Annotated in this window: 1 protein-coding gene; it reads left to right on the forward strand. The window is 35.3% G+C overall.

All coding sequences use genetic code 11. From position 1 onward, the window contains the following. Positions 1-1,015: 1,015 nt before the first annotated feature. On the forward strand, positions 1,016-1,888 hold the full coding sequence (locus tag IQ228_RS24975) for a DNA-binding response regulator (RefSeq protein ID WP_193964836.1): 873 nt from the start codon (positions 1,016-1,018) through the stop codon (positions 1,886-1,888). The last annotated feature ends 358 nt before the right edge of the window (positions 1,889-2,246 follow it).

The following is a 2,246-nucleotide window of genomic DNA, read 5'->3' on the forward strand; positions in this document are numbered from 1 at the left end:
ATTATATACTATTTTCTTGTTTTTTTAGGTTAATTTTTTCGTATAATCAAGTTAAAAATTGTTTCGTTCAGTTTAATACTTGGTAAGTGATTAAGTAGGTGAACACAATAAAACCAAACTGTGTAAAGAAACGTAAAACCGCCCAAACCCTCTTCACTCTTGCCTCTTGCCTCTTGCCTTTTGCCTTGCCATAACGACAATTTTCAACGCCAACCTACTTATTAGTAAAATCATTACTCCTTTTATGTTGCTTCTTAACTTTTATCTATTCCAGATTTTCTAATTTTGCCGTTCAGTGATTCTTTCTGATAGTTATATATAAATTTAATCAATCATTTATCTACCCTGGGGAGGATGCTAAATGATTAGCAGCTAATTTGAGGCAGAAAGATATTCCTGGCGACAGATGACCTTGTATCTTCTTTCATAGTTGAATGCAAAAGAGACTAAATTTGGGAAAATCAGGTAAATAACTCACAATTTACCTATTTATCAAATCTCACCATCCCAAAGTTTATACAGATATTAATTGACAATATGGCAATTGTATGAGATTCAATACTGTTCGGTTAAGAGTTTTTGTAGCGACTGTCTTGATTGTCAAGCGACAGCGTAACCCAAAAAAAGCTTATAAATGTTGGGTTTCGTTTCTCAACCCAACCTACGTAATTCTATTTTTTGAGCTTAACCGACAAGTATTGGTATGGAATTAGGTTCATTTTTCCGGGTGACTCAGGTGAAAAGTAATAAAAACAACCATTAGTTTTTTCATGCAACCAAGTTGAACGTATTTACTTTTTATTGATAAAATCAGATTTATTCAAGCTTAAACATAAATCTGCTATTGTTTCAATTACTAATACTAATTGAAACAATAGCAATTATCAAGATTTTATTAACTCTTTACTCGAATTTTATGTTTCCTTTTGCCCTATTTATATCCAAAATTTTTCCGCAAATTGTTACAGAGTTTAGTAACGGCTAAAAATAACAAAATCTAGTGATTGGAATAGTTATGTACGAAACAAAAAGAATTATCGTCATTGATAATGATATTGTCAACCGCAATTTTGTTTTAGATTGTCTTCATTCTCAAGGCTATAATGCCATAGGTTTAGAAAATGGTATAACTGGACTGCAATTAATCAAGAAATATTTACCTGATTTGGTAATTTGTGACCTAGTAATGCCAGACATAGATGGTTATACCTTATTAAATCACCTCCGGGAAGATCCATTAACAGCAATTACTCCTTTTATTTTTTTGACTGCTATTAATACAAAGGCATCTTTACGAAAAGCAATGGAATTGGGAGCAGATGATTATTTAACTAAACCTGTAACAACGGATGAGTTATTGCGAGCCGTTGATATTAGATTACAAAAACAGGCTCTTTTTAGATATTGGTATGCAACAAACCCCAATCAACTAACATCAACAGAATTACCTAATACATCAGCAAATTCTCCGTCAATTTTTCCAGATATTCCCCATTTAAAAATAATTTTCGATTATATAGAAGCTAACTATCAAGAAGGAATTACTTCATCTGATGTTGCCGAAGCTGTAGGTTATTCTTCTGCATATTTAACTAACCAAGTTGGTAAACAAACAGGAAAGCCAATAAATGTTTGGATTGTGAAACGGCGCATGGTAGCAGCCTTATCTTTATTGGAAAATACTAATCACACAATTGAGGAAATTGCTGTTGAAATAGGTTATCAAAATGCTCCTCATTTCTCTCGACAGTTTCGCCAACATTATGGGTTATCTCCCGGAAATTGGCGAAAAAAACATCAGTTAAATTCAGATTCGACAAAGACTAAGTTGCAATTTAGGCAAAATCGCTCACGATTACTCAACTCTGTACCTGCGGGGAGGAGTTAAGTCAGGAGGTAGAGGCGCAATCCCAGCGCCTAATTAGGGTTTGCTGATAGCGCAGCGTGGCGTTAGCCATACTCCCGAATGGGCGCAGACCCTGCGCCCCTACCTTCTGATAGCACAGTGTGGCGTTAGCCATACTTCTAGCCCTCACAGACAACTTTTTCAGCAAACCCTAAGGGAACACCAAAAAATAAATTACCCAATTTTGTGGGATGGGCATCCTGCCCGTCCTTAATGATTGGCGGGCTTTTCGTCCCGCACCACAAGAAATTTTTGGGTATTTTTTTAATTGGAAGTCCCTAAGAGGGTGTTTGAAAAGTTATGGTTGATGTATCAAATATTTTTTACCCCTCCCTAACCC

Source organism: Dolichospermum sp. LEGE 00246 (assembly GCF_015207865.1).
Taxonomy (GTDB): domain Bacteria; phylum Cyanobacteriota; class Cyanobacteriia; order Cyanobacteriales; family Nostocaceae; genus Dolichospermum; species Dolichospermum heterosporum.